Source organism: Psychromonas antarctica, from assembly GCF_022267535.1.
Lineage (GTDB): Bacteria > Pseudomonadota > Gammaproteobacteria > Enterobacterales > Psychromonadaceae > Psychromonas > Psychromonas antarctica.
This window is the reverse complement of sequence record NZ_JAHNZV010000045.1, coordinates 1-21796: the sequence shown is the minus strand read 5'-3', so window position 1 is coordinate 21796 and position 21796 is coordinate 1. Positions and strand designations below refer to the sequence as shown.

20 protein-coding genes are annotated in these 21796 nt (G+C 40.8%); 4 read left to right on the top strand and 16 right to left on the bottom strand.

Translation table 11 applies throughout. The features are described 5' to 3' along the window. Positions 1-21: 21 nt before the first annotated feature. Entirely contained in the window at positions 22-1329 is a 1308-nt protein-coding gene (tig, locus tag KSO91_RS10625) for a trigger factor (RefSeq protein ID WP_238742983.1), read from the bottom strand. 438 nt (positions 1330-1767) lie between these two features. Here tig and KSO91_RS10620 point away from each other — a divergent pair, with 438 nt between their 5' ends. Next, positions 1768-2124 carry a VOC family protein gene (locus KSO91_RS10620; RefSeq protein WP_238742982.1) on the top strand — a complete coding sequence of 119 codons (357 nt, stop codon included), beginning with the start codon at positions 1768-1770 and terminating at the stop codon, positions 2122-2124. A 43-nt stretch (positions 2125-2167) separates the two neighbouring features. On the opposite strand, the gene KSO91_RS10615 is transcribed toward KSO91_RS10620, so the two are convergent. Beyond that, a complete protein-coding gene (locus KSO91_RS10615) occupies positions 2168-2779 on the bottom strand; it encodes a MarC family protein (protein WP_238742981.1) in 612 nt (203 codons plus the stop codon). 121 nt (positions 2780-2900) lie between these two features. After that, complete coding sequence (ybaK, locus tag KSO91_RS10610; RefSeq protein ID WP_238742980.1) at positions 2901-3368, bottom strand: Cys-tRNA(Pro) deacylase; 468 nt, start codon at positions 3366-3368, stop codon at positions 2901-2903. Between the two features lie 285 nt (positions 3369-3653). Between ybaK and sugE the strand changes: the two genes are divergently transcribed. Together sugE and KSO91_RS10600 are read left to right on the top strand one after the other, a co-directional pair. Continuing rightward, on the top strand, positions 3654-3971 hold the full coding sequence (sugE, locus tag KSO91_RS10605; protein ID WP_238742979.1) for a quaternary ammonium compound efflux SMR transporter SugE: 318 nt from the start codon (positions 3654-3656) through the stop codon (positions 3969-3971). 127 nt (positions 3972-4098) lie between these two features. Then, positions 4099-5076 carry an ornithine cyclodeaminase family protein gene (locus KSO91_RS10600; RefSeq protein WP_238742978.1) on the top strand — a complete coding sequence of 326 codons (978 nt, stop codon included), beginning with the start codon at positions 4099-4101 and terminating at the stop codon, positions 5074-5076. A gap of 248 nt (positions 5077-5324) precedes the next feature. Here the strand turns inward: KSO91_RS10600 and KSO91_RS10595 are convergent, their stop codons facing one another. The 8 genes from KSO91_RS10595 to KSO91_RS10560 form a co-directional block, all read right to left on the bottom strand. Next, entirely contained in the window at positions 5325-5762 is a 438-nt protein-coding gene (locus tag KSO91_RS10595; RefSeq protein ID WP_238742977.1) for a DUF411 domain-containing protein, read from the bottom strand. A 65-nt stretch (positions 5763-5827) separates the two neighbouring features. Then, complete coding sequence (locus KSO91_RS10590; RefSeq protein WP_238742976.1) at positions 5828-6442, bottom strand: copper resistance protein CopA; 615 nt, start codon at positions 6440-6442, stop codon at positions 5828-5830. Between the two features lie 98 nt (positions 6443-6540). Beyond that, entirely contained in the window at positions 6541-9669 is a 3129-nt protein-coding gene (locus tag KSO91_RS10585; protein ID WP_238742975.1) for an efflux RND transporter permease subunit, read from the bottom strand. Beyond that, entirely contained in the window at positions 9666-11132 is a 1467-nt protein-coding gene (locus KSO91_RS10580) for an efflux RND transporter periplasmic adaptor subunit (protein ID WP_238742974.1), read from the bottom strand. Before KSO91_RS10580 ends, KSO91_RS10585 begins: the two co-directional genes overlap by 4 nt. A gap of 12 nt (positions 11133-11144) precedes the next feature. After that, positions 11145-12431, bottom strand: coding sequence for a TolC family protein (locus tag KSO91_RS10575; RefSeq protein ID WP_238742973.1), 1287 nt, complete (start codon positions 12429-12431; stop codon positions 11145-11147). Between the two features lie 161 nt (positions 12432-12592). Beyond that, entirely contained in the window at positions 12593-12949 is a 357-nt protein-coding gene (locus KSO91_RS10570; RefSeq protein ID WP_238742972.1) for a hypothetical protein, read from the bottom strand. Positions 12950-13363: 414 nt separating this feature from the next. Continuing rightward, positions 13364-14608 (bottom strand): ATP-binding cassette domain-containing protein, encoded by a 1245-nt coding sequence (locus tag KSO91_RS10565; protein WP_238742971.1) that lies wholly within the window; start codon positions 14606-14608, stop codon positions 13364-13366. Between the two features lie 17 nt (positions 14609-14625). Continuing rightward, the gene (locus tag KSO91_RS10560; protein ID WP_238742970.1) at positions 14626-14835 is read right to left on the bottom strand and encodes a hypothetical protein; all 210 of its coding nucleotides are present in this window, start codon (positions 14833-14835) and stop codon (positions 14626-14628) included. Between the two features lie 142 nt (positions 14836-14977). On the opposite strand from KSO91_RS10560, the gene KSO91_RS18050 reads away from it, so the two are divergent. After that, complete coding sequence (locus KSO91_RS18050; RefSeq protein ID WP_476705452.1) at positions 14978-15130, top strand: benzoate/H(+) symporter BenE family transporter; 153 nt, start codon at positions 14978-14980, stop codon at positions 15128-15130. 84 nt (positions 15131-15214) lie between these two features. Here KSO91_RS18050 and KSO91_RS10555 read toward each other — a convergent pair whose 3' ends face one another. The 5 genes from KSO91_RS10555 to KSO91_RS10535 all read right to left on the bottom strand — a co-directional run bounded on the left by KSO91_RS10555 (position 15215) and on the right by KSO91_RS10535 (position 21528). Next, the gene (locus tag KSO91_RS10555) at positions 15215-15487 is read right to left on the bottom strand and encodes a hypothetical protein (protein ID WP_238742969.1); all 273 of its coding nucleotides are present in this window, start codon (positions 15485-15487) and stop codon (positions 15215-15217) included. Positions 15488-15566: 79 nt separating this feature from the next. Beyond that, positions 15567-16310, bottom strand: coding sequence for a substrate-binding periplasmic protein (locus KSO91_RS10550; RefSeq protein ID WP_238742968.1), 744 nt, complete (start codon positions 16308-16310; stop codon positions 15567-15569). Positions 16311-16697: 387 nt separating this feature from the next. Then, positions 16698-18482: a heme ABC transporter ATP-binding protein/permease CydC gene (gene cydC / locus KSO91_RS10545; protein ID WP_238742967.1), complete on the bottom strand. Its 1785-nt coding sequence runs from the start codon at positions 18480-18482 to the stop codon at positions 16698-16700. Further along, positions 18479-20317 carry a heme ABC transporter permease/ATP-binding protein CydD gene (gene cydD / locus KSO91_RS10540; RefSeq protein ID WP_238742966.1) on the bottom strand — a complete coding sequence of 613 codons (1839 nt, stop codon included), beginning with the start codon at positions 20315-20317 and terminating at the stop codon, positions 18479-18481. The genes cydC and cydD overlap by 4 nt, the downstream gene beginning before the upstream one ends. A 743-nt stretch (positions 20318-21060) precedes the next feature. Then, positions 21061-21528, bottom strand: coding sequence for a hypothetical protein (locus tag KSO91_RS10535; RefSeq protein WP_238742965.1), 468 nt, complete (start codon positions 21526-21528; stop codon positions 21061-21063). Positions 21529-21796 lie beyond the last annotated feature (268 nt).

The following is a 21796-nucleotide window of genomic DNA, read 5'->3' as shown; positions in this document are numbered from 1 at the left end:
GTTTTAATAGGTTTTAATCTATTAAGCAACTGTTTTATTCATAACTTCATCAAACGATTTGTTCACTTCAGTTACTTTAGCTTTTTCAATAATAAAATCAATAGCTTGTTCTTCTAATGCAACATTTTCCATATTTTGCAGCATTTCTTTGTTACTTTTGTAGTATTCGATCACTTCTAACGGATTTTCGTATGCCGATGCTGCTGATTCGATTAAGGCTGTTACTTTATCTTGATCTACCTTTAACTCATTCACTTTGATAACTTCACCGAGTAATAGACCAACTTTAACACGTTTTTCAGCTTGTTCAGTGAATAACTCAGCAGGTAATTCAGGTAAGTTTTGAGCATCCATTTGTTTAGCGTAACGCTCCATGGCCTGCTTGCGTAAAATAGTAACCTCACTTTCAACTAGCGCTTTTGGTATTTCAATTACATTATTTTCGACTAAAGCCGTTAATACTTTATCTTTAGCACTGTTTTTAAGCACTTGCTGAAGTTCACGCAACATGTTTTGTTTAACATCAGTTTTTAAAGTTTCTAGTTCACCACTTTCAACACCAAACTTTTTAATAAATTCAGGTGTGATTTCAGGTAGAACTTGCTCTTCAACGACATTCAATTTAATCGCGAACTGTGCAGCTTTACCTTTAAGGTTTTCTGCATGGTATTCTTCTGGGAAATTTACGTCAATAGTAAATTCCTCTCCTGCTTTTTTGCCTAGGATACCCGTTTCAAAGCCAGGGATCATACGGTTACTACCGAGTACGATTTGGAATGCTTCGGCATTACCGCCTTCAAAGACCTCACCATCGATTGAACCTTCAAAATCAAGTGTCACTTGATCATCATTTGCAGCTTCACGTTCAACACTGCTCCAAGTAGCATGTTGTTTACGCAGCGTTTCAATCATTTTATCTAAATCTACGTCAGTGACTTGTGCAGACTCTTTTTCAACAACTAATTCTTCAAGCGCGTTTAATGTCACTTCAGGGTAAACTTCAAACTTAGCTGTAAACACAAAATCTTCGCCCTTTGCACGTACTTTTGGCGCGACCGTTGGTGCTCCAGCGGGGCTTAGTTTTTCAGCCATTACGGCTTCAAAAAAGTTGCGCTGCATTACTTCACCAGCAACTTCATGCTCGATAGCATCGCCAAAACGTTTAGCAATAACAGATGCAGGTACTTTACCAGGGCGGAAGCCGTCAACACGTTGTGTTTTAGATAAATGACGGATACGACCATCATACTCTTTTTCAAATACGTCAGCGGCAACAGTAATTGTGAGTGTGCGCTCTAGACCTTGTGTTGATTCAACAGATACTTGCATTTTATTTCCTTTACCTTTTACGTTAATAATTTAAGTTCTCTCATTGCTCTATTAAATAGGGATCAACAAAGAAATTACAAGGGCTAAAATGAATGTTTTTCATTGTAGCCCTATTTACTTTGTTATATGAGCGCATTAAATTAATTTAATTGATGAAATTTAAGACGCGCTATTATAGCCCCTGCGTTGTCTTTAGTCGAGTTTTACACGCCTGCAAATATTGAGTGTTCAGCACAGTTTTTAAAATTAATACTTCTTTTACACCTCCGTTTTGATAATTCTCATTAATATCAAACCAGTTGTGGATTAACTACCGCAATCACATTTACATAAGTAATGATAAATAAAGTATCCGAACAGGCAGTCAATTAATACATTTACTATTATAGTGTTAGTTTGAAAACGACACACAACTCAACAATTATTTTAGGAGCAATTATGTCCGCCCATGAAAAAATAAACTATTTAGAATTTCCAAGTAAAAATCTGATAAAAACAAAATCTTTCTTTTGTAGTGTTTTTGACTGGCAATTTAAGGACTACGGATCTGAATATTCGGTGTTTTTAGGTGCAGGAATAAACGGAGGATTTTACTTGGCTAACTTAAGTTCAACGGCTAAAAATGGCAGTGCCTTGGCCGTTATTTATAGCAATAACATTTCCCAAACGGCACAAAAAATAAAACAAGCAGGGGGACTAATCATCAAGCCAACGTTTTCTTTCCCTGGCGGCGTACGTTTTCATTTTTCAGATCCAAATGGTAATGAGTACGCTGTTTGGTCTGAACAGGAATAAATAGTTAAGCGCTAATAGCCTTCGCCTGTTAGCGCGACTTTCTTTAAAGTAAAAATCCTTGTATTCCTGAGAAAACAATTTGCGCGCCAATTGCCGAAACAAATAGTCCGGTTATTTTTGGTAAAATCTCTAAGCCTTGTCTACCAAGCAAAAGCTGTATGCGATTGGCTAAAAATAAAACCCCGACTAATGATATAACGGCAGTGAGTAACGACAGTACAACTAAGAGAATATTTAGCGGCCCAGACATTTCTGCACCAATAACCATTAAAATACCAATCATACCGGGACCAACAGCGCTCGGGATTGCCAGCGGTACGACAGCAAAATCTTTAATAGTCACATCTGTATTTTGTGTTGGATCGGTTATCGGCGTTTCACCATCGGAACGTATCATATCTAATGCACTCAAAAAGAGCACAGTTCCGGCTCCAATTTTAAATGCATCGAGGGTGATGCCAAACAAGCTAAAAATATATTTTCCAAACAGCAAAAAGACCAAACTGGAGACGGTAACAGCAATCGCCATCTTAATAATTACGCTCTTTTTGTGCGCTTTAGTGAGGTTTTTACTCTGCGTCAAAAAGAGTGATAACACGAAAAAAGGGGTCATCATAAAAAATATTTTTAAATACAACGTAAAAAACGCTTCCATCACTAATTCCAATTTTATCTAGGTCTGTAAATTTGTGCCGATGCTAACATAAAGTTTGATATTTTCACGATAAATATGAGCATAATTTGAAATAGTTTGAACTCTATAATGGGTATGTTAATCAGCCGCAGATCTCAGTGCAATAAGCATTCAATTGCGCAATTAAATCCTCTGCTTTTAGTTCAATTTCTAGACCTCGCCTTCCAGCACTGACATAGACAGTCGCAAAATTTAACGCGCTGCTGTCAAGCACTGCTTTTAATCTTTTTTTCTGTCCCAATGGACTAACACCACCTAATATATATCCCGTAGAACGCTGCACATCACTCGGATCTGCCATCTTGACTTTTTTGCCTGAAAATACTTTTGCCACTTGTTTCATACTCAATTTCTTAGATACAGGTAAAATAGCCACCACTAACTGAGAGTCATCCACATTAACCACTAATGTTTTAAATACTTGTTTCGGGTTGGCCCCCATTTTACTGACGGCCTCCATACCATAATCATCACAACCTTTATCATGTGCATATTGGTGAACTTGGAATACTATTTTTTGTTTTTCTAAAAGATCAATTGCGGGTGTCATCTGAAATTTCATCCTAATAATGTTGCGGCACGCCAGTCTGATGTGTCTTTCTACAGCAAACCAAATATAACTATCAACGTTGTATGACATGAGCATTGTAACTTCATGGCCTTAATGATAATTCCGGATACAGTACCCTGAGTTGCGCTTAAATTATTAAATTTCACCGCTTCCCCTATTAACAACGAATGATCCTACGTATGATAGATTAGTATAACAACGACGTGAAGACGACTTCACCTCTCAAGAAATATTGGGGACGACCCCGTGATATGAGAGGTGTTTATGAGCTGGTTTATGCTAGTTCTTGCGGGATCACTTGAGATCTGCTGGGCTATTGGTCTCAAATATAGCGAGGGTTTTACACGTTTATGGCCAACCATAGGGACCGTATTTTCACTGATCGCAAGCTTTGTATTATTAGGTCTGGCCATTAAAGCTATCCCTATTGGAACTGCTTATGCGGTATGGGTTGGTATCGGTGTTGTTGGTACGACCATACTAGGAATAGTGCTCTTTGACGAGTCTGTGAATATTTTAAAGGTAACCAGCCTAGCCTTTCTTTGCATCGCTATAATCGGTTTAAAGCTGGCCCATGCGTAACAGGCCTGACGTTATTGACAGCCTTTGAGTGCATGCTAATTTACCCATTACAGCATGCCTAATATTTCCATAATCTATATCGAACGCAGGCTTTAACGCAGCACTATACCCATTGAGAAGGTTCTATATGATCAACAACAATACGATTCCATACTTTTCTGAACAACAACTTTCGAGTTTAGGTCTTAGCACGACTGAATGCGTTGATATGATTGAATCATTGATTTTAAAGGTTGAAAAGAAAACGGCTTGGAGTGCGCCTAAGTCGGTTATTCTGCCAGATGATGGGCGATATATGATGGCAGCATTAGCAGCTAGTGACACCCCTTCGCTGCTGGTAGTCAAAACGGTAGTGCTTAATCCGCATAATCGCGACTGCGGGCTACCTCAGATAAATGGTCTCGTCACTATGCTCGATAGCAGTAATGGCTTACCGGTTGCTATTCTTGATGGGAATTGGATCACCGCTGTACGTACTGCGGCCTTAAGCGCTACGGCAGCCAAACATATGGCAAGAAAAGAATCTTCAGTTATCGCTTTTATCGGCTGTGGGGTTCAGGCCAAGAGCCATTTGCATGCATTTTTAGAAATTTTCCCGCTCAAGGAAGCACGACTGTACGGCCGTGGACAATCTAATATTGATAGTCTTTCGGCAGAGGTACGCGCTCAATCAATCTCTGCTGTTGTTTGCAGTTGTGCTGAAGACGCCGTTACAGGGGCAGATATTATTATTACTTCCGTCACCTATTGCGCTCATTTACCTCCTTTCCTTGATGCCAATTGGCTTAAAGCTGGCTCTTTTTCGGCCATTGTCGATCTCGCAGCACCTTGGAAGAAATCAACTTTTTCGGCATTTGATCAGATAACCATCGACGATATGGAGCAAGAGGCGTTGTTGCCAAATAAACTGCTTGCACCTGAGTTGATTACGGGGGATTTATCGCAGTTAGTTTTAGGAAAGTATGTCGGGCGAAATCATGATAGTGACCGAAATGCCTTTATATTTAGAGGCCATGCACTAGGCGATCTGGCATTATCAATACTTGCCTATCAAAAAGCAGCGACAATGCTCTTACCTCTTTCTACTGAGGATCGACCACTTTAAGCATAAAAATCATGCTACGAATTGATTCCAGTTTAAAAAAATCATCCCTGAATGACAACGTTTTAAATTGTAATTATAACTGGCTCCCCCCAACGGTGACGGCCCCTCAATTTTATTGAACAACTTGGAGACTTAAGCCTTCGCTATTTCAGCGATGCTTTATGAGAGCGTTGTTACGGCCAGTCTCCATCATAAACAATACGATACTAATAATATAAGCTGAACAGCCAAGCGCATATTTTTGCTTGTTAATATTCATTGTATAAAGCCAAGCCCTCTTCAGAAACAGAGATCACTTTGAAGTGCCTGTATGCATCTCCTGGTTTTGCCATGCCCGGTGAATGTTTTGGCATACCGGGTACAGCAATAGCAGATATATTGTCAGGGCGCTCTTTAAGTAAACGAGCCATATCTGATTCAGGAACATGCCCTTCAATCAGATAACCATCGATCACTGCGCTGTGGCAAGACTGCAATTGCTGTGGCATGGCAAACTCTTTTTTGATTTCTGACCAATCATTTTGATGATGTATATTCACTGTATAGCCTTTATCTTCCATGACGGCGGCCCATTTAGTACAACATCCGCAAGTCGGCGATTTATATAATTCAATGGAGGGTTGTGCAAACACAGAAAAGCTTGCCATGGTTAGCGAAAATACTAATGTTTTTTTCGTTAGTTTCATAATAAACATCCCTTAATGGTATTAGTTAATATCAATAATAAAAGTTAAATTGATACATTGTTCGCTTAATCACAATCTTGGCGAAATTGGCGGTGACTTTTTCTAATGTGCTCTTTGATTTTGTTCAAAATCGTTTTGATATCCGTTTTATTTTGCGTGGCAGCTAATTGCTTAAAGAGATCATTAAGTCCGGTCATCGCCTGCATATATTGCATATGCTGATGATGCTGTTCTGCGCTCATCCCTTTCATGCTTGGCATTGCTGACATATCATGGCTGCCGCTATCCATCTTCATCGCGCCTTGATTCATTTTTGAATGATCCATATCGGACATATTCCCCATGCCCATTTCAGAATGGTCCATATCATCCATACTGATTTTTGAATGATCCATCTCACCATCACTATCCATATGTTTAATTTTCACGGGCGTTTGCTTAGCGGCCATAACATTTAACGTTAATAGTTCATTAATATGCTGCTGCATCTTTTGTGGATCATCAGCTTTGAAACTTTTGACATAACCACGTAGTTCACTTTTCATGGATTTCATCATGTTGCCCAATTGCGTATCTTCAATTTCACAGTGATCTTCATGAGCATATGCACTTGAAAGTGGCATTGATAACAGCAATAAACTACCTAATAACAGCGCTATTTTACTTTTTTTAATCTTCATTTTATTTTCCTTTTATGTTTAATTAAATTGTTATTTGTGTCCGTTTGTATATTAAATAGCACGCTATTAACCTTAAGAAAGCGTGCCTAATATACGACCTAATCGAAATTAAGCTGCTTACGCAGAGTGATTTTTTTCCATTGAAAATAGACCGCCGGTAGAATAAGCAGGGTCAGAATAATGGCACTGACCATCCCGCCAATCATCGGTGTGGCAATACGCTGCATCACCTCTGAACCAGTACCATCACCGTACATAATAGGCACTAATCCCATCACCACGGTCGCCACGGTCATCATCACCGGGCGAACACGCAATCCCGCGCCTTCCATGACAGCTTCTTTTAAATCGTCGATATTAAAACGAGCAAGACGCTGCGCTTTTTTAGCTGATAATGCTTGATTTAAATAAAGCAGCATGATTACACCAATCTCTATTGATACCCCAGCAAGGGCAATAAACCCCACACCAACAGCAATCGAAAAGTTAAATCCAAGTAAATACATCAGCCAGATTCCGCCCATTAAGGCAAAAGGTAGCGTAGCTAAAATCAATAACACTTCTCCGACTCGACGAAAAGCCAGATACAGCAGGATAATAATAATGGCAAAGGTAAAAGGAATCACTTTAGCTAAACGCGCATTGGCTTTCTGCATATATTCATATTGCCCAGACCAGATCAGTGAATATCCGACTGGCAAGGTTAATTTATCATTAACGATTTGCTGTGCATCTTTGACGTATGAGCCCAAATCGACGTTTTCAATATCCACATATACCCATCCATTGAGACGTGCGTTTTCTGTTTTTATCATCGCTGCGCCCGCCTCGATATACACATCCGCTACATCCGCCAAGCTGATATTGATTTTTCCAGGGGTAACGATTGGCAGACTTTTAAGTGCACTGACTGAATCGCGATAATCGTTGGGATAACGCAAATTAACGGGATAGCGTTCCAGCCCCTCGATGGTTTCAGTAATGTTTTTACCACCAATCGCTACAGCAACTAACTGCTGGATTTGCGCAATATTAAGCCCATAACGTCCGGCTTTTTCACGGTTAATATCTACTTTGACATAACGCCCGCCGGTTACCCGTTCGGCATAGACTGAAGCGGTTCCCTTCACATTTTTTAAGATTGACTCGACTTGCTTACCGATTTTTTCAATTTCACCTAAATCAGCCCCCGCTATCTTGATACCAATTGGCGTTTTAATACCCGTGGCTAGCATATCGATGCGCGTTTTAATGGGCATAACCCAAGCGTTAGTAAGACCCGGAAACTGGATCAAACTATCTAGCTCTTCTATCAGCATTTTTTTTGTCATGCCGACTCGCCATTGCTCTTTGGGTTTAAATTGAATGGTCGTTTCGATCATAGTCAGCGGTGCCGGATCCGTGGCGGTTTCTGCGCGGCCAATTTTGCCCCAAACAGTTTTCACTTCGGGCACTGTTTTAATCAGTTTATTGGTCTGCTGCAGTAACTGTCGCGCTTTACCGATAGAGATACCCGGATAAGTAGTCGGCATATACATCAGGTCGCCCTCATCCAGCGGCGGAATAAACTCGCTACCGATTTGGCTGACAGGATAGAATCCCACTAATAACACCGCTAATGCAAAGCTAATGGCTAACTTTGGAAAGCGTAAGCTAAAAGTCAAGACCGGTTTATATAACGCCACAAAAAAACGATTTAGCGGGTTTTTATGCTCGGGTAATACTTTTCCGCGAATAAAATAGCCCATCAGTACAGGAATCAAAGTAATAGCCAATCCAGCAGAAGCCGCCATTGCATAGGTTTTAGTAAATGCCAAAGGTGAAAACATCTTGCCAGACTGCCCTTCTAAGGCGAACACAGGTAAGAAACTAAAAGTAATAATCAGCAGTGAAAAAAACAGTGCGGGTCCGACTTCATTGGCCGCCTTGGCGATTACTTGCCAGCGATTAGCATCCGTAAGCGGCGTTTTTTCCATATGTTTATGGACGTTTTCAATCATCACAATCGCACCATCAACCATCGCACCGATAGCAATGGCGATTCCCCCAAGTGACATAATATTGGCATTAATGCCCTGCCAGGACATGATAATAAAGGCGATAAAGATCCCCACAGGCAGACTTAATAAGACCACTAATGAGGAGCGAAAATGAAACAGGAAAGCGGCGCAGACGACGATCACCACCAGAAACTCTTCAAGTAATTTATGGTAAAGATTTTCTACTGCGTTGCTAATTAACTCGGATCTGTCATAGGTAGGAATAATTTTCACACCATCGGGCAAGCCTTTTTGCAATTCATTGAGTTTGTCTTTAACCGCGGCAATTACCCCTTGTGCATTTTCACCAAAACGCATCACTATCACACCGCTGACCACTTCTCCCTCACCATTAAGCTCACTAATACCACGGCGCATCTGTGGACCTAAATTAATGGTAGCCACATCCCCGAGTAAAAGCGGTGTGCCCTGCGCATTGACCTGCAGTGGAATCGCTTTAAGATCGTCAATGGAGGCGATATAACCTGATGTGCGTACCATATATTCCGCTTCACCCATCTCGATCACACTGGCGCCGCTTTCCTGGTTCGCCTGTTTAATGGCGTTACTTATTTTGCTCAGCGGCAGGTTATAGGCTCGTAATTTATTTGGATCAACACGTACCTGATACTGCTTAACCATCCCACCAACCGTGGCTACTTCAGAAACACCCGCTACTGTTTGCAGTTCAAATTTCAAAAACCAGTCTTGCAAACTGCGCAGTTCACTTAAATCATGCTTGCCGCTTTTATCCACCAAGGCGTAACTAAAGATCCAGCCTACACCAGTAGCATCAGGCCCTAATGCAGAGCGTGCTGCTTCCGGCAGATTAGGCGCCACTTGGGAGAGGTATTCCAGCACGCGCGAGCGTGCCCAGTAGATATCGGTATTATCATCAAAAATAATATACACATAAGAATCACCAAAAAACGAATAACCACGCACTGTTTTTGCGCCCGGCACAGATAACATTGCAGTGGTTAGCGGATAAGTCACCTGATCTTCGACCACTTGCGGCGCTTGTCCCGGATAACTAGTTTTAACAATTACCTGTACATCACTGAGATCCGGAATGGCATCTATCGGCGTTTTCTGAATGGCATACAGACCATAAAGAACAATCACCAGTGTCAGCAGTAGCACCATAATACGGTTGTGGATTGACCAATTTATTATTCTGCTTATCATAATTGCACCTTTTGAGTTTGAGGTGAGTGCAGATAGCCAAGATCTAACCAATCGAGGTCGTTATCGTCATTATTGCTGTTGGAGTTGGAGTTGGAGTTGGAGTCAGATTGAGACTCTGCTTGTTTGTCGTTTTCAATCTCCAACATGCGCTCAAAATCAGCGCTGATACTCGATTCTGAATCTAATAAAAACTGTGCCGAAGTAACAATATTTTGCCCTGCGCTTAACCCTGATAGCACTTCCACAGAATCGTTGTTTTCCAATCCTAATTTAACAATCACGGATCTAAACTGACCATCACCTTTCGCTAACACCACACGGTTCATATTACCGCCATAAATTACCGCTTCACGTGGGATTTGCACTCTGGCTTGATCCATTTTAGGGGTAAGCACAACACTGGCAAACATATTAGGCTTAAGCTCTCCGGTGGGGTTCGCAAACTGCAGACGCACTCTTAGGCTGCGATTAATGGCATTCATTTCCGGATAGATAAAATCAACTTGCCCATCCCATTGCTGTCCCGGGAAATAATCAAGTCGCATTGAGGCGAGATCACCGAGCTTAACTAAGGATACTTGCGCTGCAAAAACTTCAACATCCACCCAAATCGTATCTAAATTAACCGCCTTAATCACCACGGTTGACGGTGAAATAAAAGCCCCTTCATTCAATTTAAGTTCCGAAATAGTGCCTTTTTGTGGTGCATAAACAGTAATGTTTTGTAATACTTTTTTATTTTTTATTATCGTTGCAATTTGTCCTGCACTTACCCCTAACGCTTGTAAACGGCTTTTTGATGAGTCCACCAGCGTGCGCCGATTTAAGTTAATCGCATTAAAAAGATCTGCTTGTGCTTTAACAAGCTCCGGCGAATAAAGATCAAATAGCGGATCACCTTTTTTTACCTGCGCAGCAATCGATTTCACATAAAGTTTTTCAATCCAACCCGATACACGGCTATTGATTTGCCAAAGCGCATCTTCATTAGCCTGCACAGTACCCAAAGTATCAATATTGATTTTAAAATCACCTTTAATGACCTGTGCAGTACGTACGCCAAGGTTATTTTCAACAGCGGCTGAAATAGTGACCAGCCCAGCCTCTGAGTGGCCACCGACTTCTTCATAAACAGGCACTAAATCCATGCCCATGGGTGATTTACCTGGTTTATCGCGACGATATTCTGCATCCATTGGCGCGACCCAGTACAATATTTTAGGCGCTTCATTTTGCACATTTTCGGCTTGCGCATAGACAGGTACTAACTCCATCCCCATGGGCGATTTACCGGCTTTATCACGGCGATAGTTGGCATCCATGGGTGCAACCCAATACAAAATCTCAGGCGCTGATAAAGTTGTTTCTACTGAAAAATAACTACTCACTTGCTGGTGATTAGCGGTAAAAAAACCAACCAGAAAACCCACTACTAAAACCACTAAAACTAATAAATAACGCATAATACTTTCCTATTAAAGAGCCTGAAAATAACGAATATTAGAGAGGCTTTTCAATCCGTCGAAATATAATTGTTGATACTCTAAAGAGAGGCTCTGCTGATGAATGTAAGCAGCAATGACCGCTTTAAAAGGGCGCGTATTGGACTGATAACTTTCCTCTAACAACTTAACCTGCTGCTTTGCCTGTTTGAGTAGACTGTCCTGATAGCGAGTTTGACGCATTTTCAGTTGTCGATAATTGACGATTTCGGTTGTTAATTGTCTATTAAGCTGACGTAATAACAAACGCTGCTCAGCTTGTTTTTGTCCTTTAATCTGCTGCGCGGCAATAAGCTTTTGATCTTGGCGTTTATCCGTAAAAAGAGGAATATCCATAGAGATAAACGCGCTTAACAAATCTGATCGCCTCTCGCCCATCGCTGTCTCACTTAAGCGGTGGCCGTAACCTACCTCCACTTTAAAACTCGGTAGGTAGTCTTGTTCTGCGAGCGCGATACCGTTATCTGCCAAGGCAATATTCTGGGTCAGCATTTTTGCTTTAGGGTGCCCACTGAGTAGTGCGTAATGGCCACCATTTCCATCCCCAAAGGCATCCACATAAGCGAGTGTTTGTGGCCACTGCGGAATATCACTGGGTAGTTGCTGATATGCATTTTGGCCAATCCACTCACTTAGCAAACTACGGTAAGTGAGCGACTGCTGCGTTAAACTCGCTATTTTCTCGGAAAATTTACCTAACGCTATTTCAGCGGCAATCAGATCGTCATTATCAGCCAACCCCAATGAAAACTGGGTTTGTAAATCAGCGTAAAAACCGGAAAAAAGCTGTTTGTTTTGTTTAATTATGGTCAGTGATTTTTCCACAAAAAGAATGTTAAACCATAACTGCTGCACGTTTTTTTTCACTGTTAACTGGCGAGCTAAACCTTGCAAAACCGCAAGTTGTGATTGCTGATTAAAACCTTTTTGGCTGAGTGCAAGCTGTGAGCCACGACTAAATTGCTGTGCGAGGCCAAAAGTCAGTTGGGTCATGGGATCCTCATCTAATGCAAAACTGTCCGTAGGCAAATTTGCCATCCCCAGTTTGATCATCGGATCCGGCAACGTCCCAGCAACGCTTCCTTGTGCAATGAGTGATGCTTGTTGGTATTGATATATCTGCTGTGCTGGATCTGATTTAATCGCTATCTGCTCGGCCTCAGACAGACTAATGCCCAGAGCAAAAAGGTTAAAACTGAGCAAAAAGCTTAAGCTGAATAGCGCCTTGTTTAATAAAAAATAGCGGCTGATTTTCATCATCACACTCCTTCAATTGCACTCCTTTTGATTGCTTTCTGATGCCTAGAAAGCTGTGATAAAAAGGAGTGCGGTCAATATAAATTAATCTGTATTCTGATAGCTAGGCGAGTCGACGCACTAAAATCAAATGAGTAGCCTGCTAGAAAACAAGCAAAAAACAGTTAACTTAGAAAGGGAGGACGATATAAAGATTCTGGAAAATAATAAGGGGAAGCAGCACTACCAGTTTGGTAAGCAAGCTGTAATTGAGGCTGGTATACACTATAAGCATAGTCAATAAAATAGAGCACAGAAACCACGGTCATAAAGTCGCAATTATTTTGACAGTCCATGTTGTGCGTCATATCATTGCCACTGCAAGGCGCTTTGTTCATGTGAAATTTGTTTAAGTCGATAGACATCGCACAATTAACCATAGAACTCATTTCACTTTTTGATTGTGCTGCAAATACAGTGACTTTCTGAGTGAAAGTAATCAGTATTGTAAACATCAATATTAAAGTGATAATTCGTTTCATATTTAAACCGCAGTTGCGTAGATAGTATGATAATAGACTCTGACCTAGGGGTAAGGTCAATATTTAAATCACTATTTTTAGCAAATTATTTTGAGTAAATTTCAATAAATATAAAAACACAAACTATGGAAATGCACAATCAGCAAGTAATATTGCACATCTTAAGGCATCATGAGTGTAAGCTTTCGCTTATATACCCGTTACCAATCAAGTTGCTTTGTTCAGTCGTTAGCTCGGACAGCAAGACAAGGCGCAACATGATGACAATGGCTAGCCCTTATCGAATGTTGCAACGCAGAATTGCTTTTCGAGCTAGCGACCCGCAGGGCAAGCTGTGAGGCAAGCATCTTCATTGTTAGAAAGTATTGATTGAACCAGTTAGATCTTCAACTTTCTGCCTAGAATCTACTCACCTCACAACTTGCTGAACTTTGCATCTTTAATGGTAACGGGTATATACCCCCCTGTTTGCGGATCAGGCATAAACGTCAAGTAATTCTTGATACTCTGCAAACTATCTTGCTGATAATGAGAAACATAAAGAAGCTGACTCAGGTTTTCTCTAGCAATAAGCTCAAGGGTTCTTTTAACTAATCTTCTACCTAGATAATCAAGTCCTTGATATGGCTCATCCAGTATTAATAAAGTCGGCTGCTTTACGATTGCTCTTGCAATCAGTAATAACCGTTGTTGGCCATATTCCAATTCCCTGAAAGATGTTTTAGCAAACTGGCTCATATGCAGGATCTCCAGCCACTCTCTAGCAATCTCCAGCTCCGCAATAGTGGTCTTTTGATAAACACCGATAGAGTCATGAAACCCCGATAAAATAACCTCTAGTGCAGAGCAGTTAACCCGATACTGCAGATGAAGCGCAGAAGAAACCATGCCGATATTCTTTTTTATCTCCCAGATAGTTTCACCCGAACCACGTTGTCGACCGAAAATCTGAATATCATTACTGTAACACTGTGGGTGGTCACCAAAAATCAAACCTAACAAGGTACTTTTTCCACAGCCATTCGGCCCTTTTACTTGCCAGTGTTCACCTTTATTAATGCACCAGTTTACACCTGAGAAAATGACTTTTCCCCCATAGCCCACTTTACCGTTTTTTATCTCAAAAATAGGATCAGAAAATAAATAAGTGTGGCGATGACGTCTTATCAACGCCATCATCTGTTCGCTTTGCTCTTTTGACTGTGCTTTTATCTGCGCGATGACGGGATGCTTATCCCAAGAGCTCTTATCCATCAGACTGTCTAGCTTACCCTGACTAAATAGCGCGATTTTATCTATCCACTCGGGCATATCTTGTTCACGAGAAACGATAATCATGATCTGAATGGAATCAGACAATACCGCCAAATAATTTGCTAAAGATTTTCGATGTGCTGCATCTAACCCCGCATAAGGTTCGTCCAACAGCAAAAATTCAGGTTGCGTTGCTAATGCTCTGGCCAGCATTAAACGTCTTGTTTCTCCAGTAGATAGCATTCGGAAGCCACTTTTCTGCAGATCCAGAAGATCAAGTTCAGCAAGCAAATGCTGGGTAAGTCGATGATTTGTACACTGTTCATAAATAAGCGCATAAACCGTACTACCAGTATCAATGTGATCCATAAAATCAGAGTCATCATTGGCTAACTCGCGTTCCAACAAGCGCTGCTGTTCGATCAAAGAGACCAGAGCAATATTCCCACTGCTGGACTCAATATTCCCAGATAAATAAAGGATTCCCCGCAAAGTAAATCTCCCAGCAAAGAGCCAATATCACCTTCAGTACTGAATACCCCCCAAGATTGCTTTTCCTGAATAATCCAATGATCAATAGCAAGCGTAAAGGTGGCAGTCTCAGCCTTTAACTGTTCAAACTTTATTTCCATTTAATGCATTTCCCCGTTTTCTGTTATAGACACGAAGTGACTTGAAAGCATTGATTTAACGACTTTGAGCCTGAAGTAATCTAATAAAAGCAAACAACTCAGGTTAAAATAAACGCTTCCGCCTACCCCGTAAAAGCGCGTAATCAATCTACCATGTGGGCTAGCTTTATTAGGAATGGGGTTAATGTGCTTACAAAACACTTGTAAAAAAGAGAGTTATAGAGAATCCACACGGCTTACTTTTCTTTTGTCATTTCCGGTTATTTCCTTACTCGGGATTGGCGCGACAATATAGGGACTGTTAGTCGGTTTAATGCGTTTTTAGTTAACCAAAAAACTGGTTTTCAATTTTACTACATGACCGTTAGCCACAAGATTATCAATATGCAGTATCAGCTAAACTGTTTGCTGTAAGCACTTCGAGATCGCTTGCGCCTTCTAATATAATGAAGTTAGCCTGTTTTTCTTGCTCGATACCGTACTCTTCTTCAACGTATAGAGTATTAGCGCCCTTATCGGTGATAACATTTAAGCAATTTACCATAGGCAAGCAATAACGTTGTTCAAATAGAGAAAAACCGCAGGGCTCAGTAAAATCTAACACTGCTTCTGAAGTATCTTTTATAAATTCAGATCCCGTAAAGATTAGCATGCCTGCAGTTAGTTATTTAACTCGACCGGATCTCATTTTATTGCTCACCATCGAGGGTAGTGCGTACTGAAAACGCCGCTTACTCTACCTCTAGTATCCCATAGCTTGACATTATCTGTTTAATATCACCTCCATTAATCATATTTTGTAATGCTTGAGAAACATCTTTCTCCCGAGCTAATAGCGGAGATTGCTTAGAAACAGCGAGATAAACCGGATGTGCAAGGCGATGCACATATTTGGCGTGCTTAAACTCATCATTAAGGCCAGAGAGCTTAAGCTGCACATCTCCCGTAACACAAGACATAATAACCGCGTCGATGCTCTGGGCTTTTAGTAAACGAAATAAAGTGATATCTTTTATAGCGTAATGCTTTTTAATACTAACATCACTATCAAATGGTTCAAAATAAGCAACTTTATTAACCACTCCAATGGTTATATTTTGTAGGTCTTGGTAGCCATTAATCTCGGCCGATTGGGATTTTTTTTGATAAAAGCATGTATTTTGTACACGACGATAAGGCGGCTCTATAAATTTCATATATTTTTCACGTTCAGCTGTTTTGAATAGGCCGCTCATTACATCACCTTCACCTACTTGCATATACTTTAAACAGCGTTTCCAGCCACAACCTTTAGTGACCAGCTGTAATTCTAAACGACGACTTAAGCCTTTAAGAATATCGATATCAATACCCGTTAGACTGCCATCTTTTTCTAAGACTCGCCAAGGCGGCCAATGAGAATTAGCAGTGGTGAGTTGCTCTGCCATTATCGAGGCTGGCAATAACCATAAAATAAAAGCAATAAAATTAGGCAAAAAATTCTCCCGTTAGTTGCAAATGAAGGTAAAAGACGGATCATCTCTCTTTGGCTTTTTAAATAATTGAATTAAAGGTAAAGCTATAACTTAATGAAAATGAAACATATCAGTCGCAATTTTGATATTCATTTTAAAATTCGTCTTTTATTTGTCTACCATGTCTGCATTCAATGCAGCTTAGAAAAAAATTGATATTGACACAAAAGAGTCACATAGCAATCAATGACTGGGATAGTTTAAAGTAATATTATTCAATAGCATAAATGTGTTCAGGTTAATATAATCGCCGTAAATAAGTGCGTTTAGCTGCGCTACAATCAACGTCATAATCTGAGTATCTCACCTTTTATAGCAACTGAATTAATTCCCCCCTAAATATTTATTCTATAAGCTTTGTAACTGTTGATGTAGGCTAGCGTAATAATCATCTTTCGCTAATAAATCATCATGATTACCCGAAATACGTAATACGCCATCTTCCATTAAGTGAATTTTATCCATTTTGGTCATAGCGGTTAATCGATGACTGATCATCAATACGGTTTTATCCTTGGCAAACTCAAATAATAAAGAAAGAATCTCCCTTTCAGTGCGTTTATCTAAACCTTCTGTAGGTTCATCGAGTAAAAGTAACGGGGCATCTCGCAATAAAACTCGAGCAACACCAATGCGTCGTTGCTCACCCCCCGATAGTTGTCGCCCGCCTTCGCCTATCCATGCATCTAAGGGATTTTCTGATTTTGTTAATGCAGATAATCCGACTTTATCAAGTATTGCAATTAACCGCTGATCGTTGATTTTTTCACCGGCTTTCTGCGCTGCAGTTGTTGAATAGTCAGCCATCATAGGCTGCGCTAAGGTTAGGTTGCTTCTTAACGTACCGCTAAAAAGATAAATTCGTTGGCTTACTAGCGATATTCCATCCGTTAAAGCTTTTTGGCTATATTGCTCAATTTCAACACCATCAACTAATAAACTCCCCGAGTTTGCTTGCCATTCCCGCGTAATCAACGCGAGTAGGCTGGATTTACCACAACCAGTTTGTCCGAGTAAGGCTACTTTTTCGCCCGCTTGAATGGATAAGTTAATCCCTTTAAGTATTTCCTTCCCCTTTTCTTCATAGGCGAAAACAATCTCGTTGAGCTGCAATGCGCCTTGTTTTATGGTTTTCTTATTTTGCTTGTTAAATACAATATCTGGCGCTTGTTCAACTAATTCATTAACACGCTTGGCGGCATGTATACAAGATGACAGGTGCTGAAAAGCGCCAGCAATAGGCATTAGCATTTCAATACAAGCCAGCGTCATAAAAACAATCATCGCTAACATCGGGCCGGGTGGTTGATGGTCGCCAATACCCGAAGCCGCAACATAAAGAACAAGCACCACAATCGCGCCATGACATAAGATCAACGCGGCTTGGCTAAAGGCCGTTACATTGGCCATTGCACGCTGACTATCTATCAGGTCTGCTTCAGATTCTGTTAATTTTTTACGAAAGCGGTCGTTAGCAGCAAACAAGGAAATTTCAGCTAATCCCTGCATAAACTCCAATATTTGCACGCGCAATAATCGTTTGCTTTGTAGCTGTTTGATACCCGGTTTTCTGCCCAGAAAGTAGAACACCCAAGGCAGGATCAACCACATCATTAATAAGCTGGCAGCTAAAACCAGTGCTAATTTTGCATCTATCCAGGCAACAAACAGATACACACCTGCAATCATGAATAACGCCGCTAACATTGGCGTAATCAAGCGCAGATAAAGGTGATCTAAGGTATCTATATCTGCCACTAAACGGTTGAGTAAATCCCCCTGCCGTAATCCTTGCATATTACGTGCACTAAGCGGTAGCACCTTACGCCAAGCCCATACACGAAGCCTCGTTAATAGTTTAAACGTCGCTTCATGAGTCGCTAAGCGTTCGGCATATCGACTTGCAGTACGCATAATAGAAAAAAAGCGAACGCCACCAGCGGGCGTTAAATAATTAAAAGCGTGCGCGCCAATCAACGTTAGCCCTGCCACGGCAGAAGCCGATAGAAACCATCCCGAAAGAGATAATAAACCGATACCAGCAATTAAGGTGGTCATACTTAAAAACAAACCTAACAACATCATTAACCAGTGATGTTTAAATAGTTTAATAAAGGGCAGTAAGGCTTTCATGAATTCAACTCCACATTATTTTGTTCTGTCACTTGTTGAAAATCATCAGCGGATAAATCATCTGTCTGCATCTGCTTAAATAACCCCTGCATATTGTTTAACTCAGAAAAATCGCCTTGTTGTACGATTGCCCCCTTATCTAACACTAAAACAGTATCCATTTGCTCTAACTGATCTAAGCGATGGGTAACCATCAAACAGGATGACGCTGCCATTGCTACATGCAATGCACTGAGCACCGCTTGTTCACTATGCCGGTCTAAACTGGCCGTCGGTTCATCTAATAAAAACAGCTGTGCATCTTGCCCAAGCGCACGGGCTAATGCGATACGCTGCGCTTGCCCCACTGAAACACCGGCCATTTGCTCACCAATGGGATAATCTAACCCAAGGACTTGCTGATCAACAAAATCAAGAATCTTAGCTTTCGCTAATAATGTTCTCACTGTGTCATCATCCATATCAGGGTTAGCCATCGCCACATTATCACGGACACTACCATGAAAAAGTTGTGGATCTTGGCCAAGCCATGCCAGATGCTCACGCCATTGTGCTACTGCTAATTCGTTTAGCTCAACGCCATTAATTGTTAGCGATCCTTGATAGGGTAAAAAACCTAATAAGCCATTTAATAAACTACTTTTACCCGCCCCACTCGGGCCGACAACCGCCATATGCTGGCCATTATTCAGTCGGAAACTCAACGGTCCCACTAAGGCAATATCCGAATGGCTATGCACAGTAAAATCGCGTGCAATAATTTGTACACCGGCATCCCAATTCAAGGTCTTAGGGGTGTTGTTTTTTTCTGTAGATAACCTTGTTTGAGCACTTATCTCAACCTTGTATTCTAACAAGTTCATCAACTCTTCAGCGGCACCAATCGCTTGTGCTTTGGCATGGTAATGCGCCCCCATGTCGCGTAATGGTTGGTAAAACTCAGGAGCAAGCATCAACACAAACATAGCGGCAAACAGACTAAATCCGGCATTATAATCGCCAAAATTAAGCTCACCTAAGAGGCTGAAACCAAAATAAATAGCTAACACTGCGATAGAAACTGCGCCGAAGAACTCTAATACTGCAGAACTTAAGAAAGCAATGCGCAATACAGACATGGTTTTTTTACGCAATGATTCTGAGGCAGTTTCAATCTCTTCACCTTCAGCTTCACCTCTATTAAATAGCTTTAACGTATTCAGCCCTTTTAAACGGTCCATAAAATGACCACTTAACTTTGCTAACGCACTAAAACTTTTACGGTTTGCATCTGCCGCGCCCCGACCAACAAAAATCATGAATATTGGAATCAGTGGTGCAGTGCACAAGAGAATCAGCCCAGCGGCCCAATTTAAAGGAAATACAACAACCAAGATCGTCAATGGGATAAAACCTGCGAGCAACATTTGCGGTAAATATCGCGCATAAAAGTCATGCAAATCTTCAACTTGTTCCAGCACGATACTAGCCCAACTGCCGGCAGGTTTCCCTTTAATAAAAGCAGGTCCTAATTCAGTCAGCTTATCCAACACGGCCCTACGAATTTGTAACCGTAGGCGTTTCCCCGCTTCAAAACAGCTCCTTTCACGCGCAAACGCAAGTAAGGCACGTACTGGAATTAACGCCAGCAAGAATAAAAACTCATTACTGAATTGAGATTTTGGAAGCTCAAGAATGATGATGCCATGCAAGATGGTAGAGATAAGGTAGGCTTGCACGATCAGAGAAAATCCCGTTAACAAGCCAAATATCACCGTTAAATTAAGATAAAAAGAACAAGCGTTTTTCTGTTTTTTCAACCATGATGTCAGTTGCTTTTCTAAAGGTTTATCCATATTTTTCCTGCTGTGCGAGTTTTATGATGGCGGTTGAAAGTCGTGAAATGTGACATAATGCAGTATCGCAGGACTGGAGTATGAATGAAACTAACATACAGAAAAATATAAAGGAATTTACAAAAATTGACATTTTGAAAAATTCACACCCAAACCACTTCAATAGACGGATTAAGAACTTCGCCCGGATGCAAGAACAAGGTGTACCATCTAATACCTAAAACAGCCCAAGCTATGGCCGTTTTGAAACTGAACTTGTGTGAAGCTCATTTGAGGTAGAATTGTGCGCGAGAAACTATCTCGTTAGCACCCAATAACGATTTAGCCGATGAGATAAAAAGCGGTCTATGTTAGGTAACAAAATGGCCTGTAAGTTATATTAGTCTTTGTCTCAATATCGAGAAAACCAATCTCACTGTATCGGTAATTTCTTGTAAATCATCTTTAACCAGAGGTTACTTGGGTTGTTGCTCTTCTATCATTTTAGTTTGATTGATAACAAAGCATTTTGCTCATCACTTTGAGCAAATATCATCAGTTCATGTAAAGACTTAAGTAACCTTATTGTGACAGCTATATTGTTACTTGCTTGTAGTCTGATTGGATAAAATGCAGCGCTAGCAATATGTTTAAACGTCAAAACCTTGCAAACTAGCCCTAAATGCCAACTTGGTCATAATGCCGCTTTCTGGGAATACTTTTTTAGTTAGTCCACACTCTTATCCTGTTGAATAGTCAGCACGTTAACATAATACTTTTAGAGAACTAGGCTTAACTTTAATTGAGAGCCTTTCAGCTTGGCGGCTTTCACCATCAATTACATAGCTTAATGGTGAATCAGCTTCAATAATGACAGATTTCCCTTGCCTAAATTGAATGTCAGAATTCGTTTCTGAATTTACCAAACCACTTGTCGCTAAATCCGTTAGATTGAGCATTTTTTCTGTAGCAGTTGCATCACTTGGTAGCCATGTGATGTCTAGTAGACTATCCGCTAAATCTGGCTCGCCTCCACCTTGAGCAAGAATAGTAGAAAATGGTGCCGCGTTTGCCACAACAAAACTCGTTGTTTCTAGCTGAAAAGTGGATTCTTCATCGATAGTTACCTTCAATATAACGGCTTCATCTAGCCTTACCGCATTCCACAGACCTTTGATGTAGGCAAACTGCCCTTCTGCATCCTTTTCTGTTCTAGCAGCCGACTCAATCATCTTGTGACTTAAGCCTAAACTGGCAATCAGTAAGAACAGCTCGTCATTGCTAGATAATACTTGTGACTTTGTTATTTATTCTTCAATTATAAAAACGATTTACGGCAGAAAATGCATTGCCTTTATGCATCTGCCTTACACCTAAATAACCTCAATTCTGGATAAGCTAAACGATACAGTACCGTTATTTACGCGTATTTCTGCGTTAAATCATCTAGCAATAACCAGTTATTGCTGCGATGATTCGCCTTGAACTACGCAAAACTAA

Bases quoted from the DNA above. Each gene is read 5' to 3' on its own strand.
- tig (WP_238742983.1), bottom strand. From the start codon at position 1,329: ATGCAAGTATCTGTTGAATCAACACAAGGTCTAGAGCGCACACTCACA.
- KSO91_RS10620 (WP_238742982.1), top strand. From the start codon at position 1,768: ATGTCCGCCCATGAAAAAATAAACTATTTAGAATTTCCAAGTAAAAAT.
- KSO91_RS10570 (WP_238742972.1), bottom strand. From the start codon at position 12,949: ATGAAACGAATTATCACTTTAATATTGATGTTTACAATACTGATTACT.
- cydC (WP_238742967.1), bottom strand. From the start codon at position 18,482: ATGAAAGCCTTACTGCCCTTTATTAAACTATTTAAACATCACTGGTTA.
- cydD (WP_238742966.1), bottom strand. From the start codon at position 20,317: ATGGATAAACCTTTAGAAAAGCAACTGACATCATGGTTGAAAAAACAG.
- KSO91_RS10600 (WP_238742978.1), top strand. From the start codon at position 4,099: ATGATCAACAACAATACGATTCCATACTTTTCTGAACAACAACTTTCG.
- ybaK (WP_238742980.1), bottom strand. From the start codon at position 3,368: ATGACACCCGCAATTGATCTTTTAGAAAAACAAAAAATAGTATTCCAA.
- KSO91_RS10575 (WP_238742973.1), bottom strand. From the start codon at position 12,431: ATGATGAAAATCAGCCGCTATTTTTTATTAAACAAGGCGCTATTCAGC.
- KSO91_RS10615 (WP_238742981.1), bottom strand. From the start codon at position 2,779: ATGGAAGCGTTTTTTACGTTGTATTTAAAAATATTTTTTATGATGACC.
- KSO91_RS10595 (WP_238742977.1), bottom strand. From the start codon at position 5,762: ATGAAACTAACGAAAAAAACATTAGTATTTTCGCTAACCATGGCAAGC.
- KSO91_RS10555 (WP_238742969.1), bottom strand. From the start codon at position 15,487: ATGCTAATCTTTACGGGATCTGAATTTATAAAAGATACTTCAGAAGCA.
- KSO91_RS10590 (WP_238742976.1), bottom strand. From the start codon at position 6,442: ATGAAGATTAAAAAAAGTAAAATAGCGCTGTTATTAGGTAGTTTATTG.
- KSO91_RS10560 (WP_238742970.1), bottom strand. From the start codon at position 14,835: ATGGAAATAAAGTTTGAACAGTTAAAGGCTGAGACTGCCACCTTTACG.
- KSO91_RS10585 (WP_238742975.1), bottom strand. From the start codon at position 9,669: ATGATAAGCAGAATAATAAATTGGTCAATCCACAACCGTATTATGGTG.
- KSO91_RS10580 (WP_238742974.1), bottom strand. From the start codon at position 11,132: ATGCGTTATTTATTAGTTTTAGTGGTTTTAGTAGTGGGTTTTCTGGTT.
- KSO91_RS10535 (WP_238742965.1), bottom strand. From the start codon at position 21,528: ATGATTGAGTCGGCTGCTAGAACAGAAAAGGATGCAGAAGGGCAGTTT.
- sugE (WP_238742979.1), top strand. From the start codon at position 3,654: ATGAGCTGGTTTATGCTAGTTCTTGCGGGATCACTTGAGATCTGCTGG.